Genomic DNA, 1,152 nt, shown 5'->3' with positions numbered 1-1,152 from the left:
GTGATGGAAGAAGAGATCAAGCGTTGGACAGCGCGTCGGAAGTCGGCGCTGGTGCTGGAGATCATCCAGGGCAAGACGACGGTGGCGGAGGCGAGTCGGGCCTTCGACATCACACCCTCGGAGATCGAAACGTGGGTCGAGGAGGGCAAGCGCGGCTTGGAGAACGCGCTGCGGGCGAAGCCTGAGGACGTGCGCGAGCAGTACGAGCGGCAGCTGAAGGAGCTGCAAGAAGCGTATGGCGAGGCGATGCTGGAGCTTCGCGCGCGAAAAAAATTGGCGTCCCTGTTGGGCAAGGACGAGACCTGATGGTCACGATCCAGCAGGGACTGAAGGCAGACGGGATTGCGGTGTCGATGGTGAAGCTGTGCCGGTGGTTCGGCGTGGCGCGGCGCTCGCAGTACTACCGCCCGAGGAAGTCGCCGCCGAAGGTGAAGGCGGAGCTGGCAGAGCCGATCAAGGCGATGATCGAGGCCAATCCGTCGTTCGGCTACCGCACGGTGGCCGGGCTGCTCGGCATGAACAAGAACACGGTGCAGCGGATCTTCCAGATCAAGGGCTGGCAGGTCGTGAAGCGGGCCATCGGTAGTCGGCCGCGGGTGGAGGCGAAGAGCTCGGCGACGCAGCGCCCGGACGAGCGCTGGGCGACGGACCTGTGCCGCGTCTGGGGCGGCCGCGATGGATGGCTGGTGCTGGCCTTGGTCATCGACTGCTACACCCGCCAATTGCTTGGCTGGCACCTGGCCAGAACGGGGAAGGCAACGACGGCCGGTGCCGCGTTGGAGCAGGCGTTGATCGCCCGCTACGGCACGCTCGGCCGCGTGCGCACACCGTTCCTGCTGCGCTCGGACAACGGCCTGGTGTTCACGAGCCGGCACTACACGCGCCTTGTACGCAGCTACGGCCTGGAGCAGGAGTTCATCACGCCGCACTGCCCGCAGCAGAACGGCCTCGTTGAGCGCGTGATCCGGACGATCAAGGAGCAGTGCGTGCATCGTCACCGCTTCGAGAGCCAGCAGCATGCGATGCGCGTGATCGGCGATTGGATCGCGTTCTACAACAGCCGACGCCCGCACCAGGCATTGGGAATGAAGACGCCGGACGAGGCGTTCAAATTAGCGGCGTGACCTGAGCAGAAACCGCTGGGTCATTACA

2 protein-coding genes are annotated in these 1,152 nt (G+C 65.0%); both read left to right on the top strand.

Going from position 1 to position 1,152, the window contains the following annotated elements:
- Positions 1-306: DUF1153 domain-containing protein (locus EV148_RS18245; protein ID WP_241988150.1), on the top strand; the 306-nt coding region annotated here is incomplete at its 5' end.
- Positions 306-1,124, top strand: coding sequence for an IS3 family transposase (locus tag EV148_RS18240; protein WP_158287541.1), 819 nt, complete (start codon positions 306-308; stop codon positions 1,122-1,124). The genes EV148_RS18245 and EV148_RS18240, both read left to right, overlap by 1 nt.
- Positions 1,125-1,152 lie beyond the last annotated feature (28 nt).

The organism is Dokdonella fugitiva (assembly GCF_004342425.1).
Lineage (GTDB): Bacteria > Pseudomonadota > Gammaproteobacteria > Xanthomonadales > Rhodanobacteraceae > Dokdonella_A > Dokdonella_A fugitiva.
Note: the sequence above shows the minus strand (reverse complement) of the source record. Positions and strands in the feature narration are given on the sequence as shown.

Coding starts and splice junctions, on each gene's coding strand:
- EV148_RS18240 (WP_158287541.1), top strand. CDS start 306: ATGGTCACGATCCAGCAGGGACTGAAGGCAGACGGGATTGCGGTGTCG.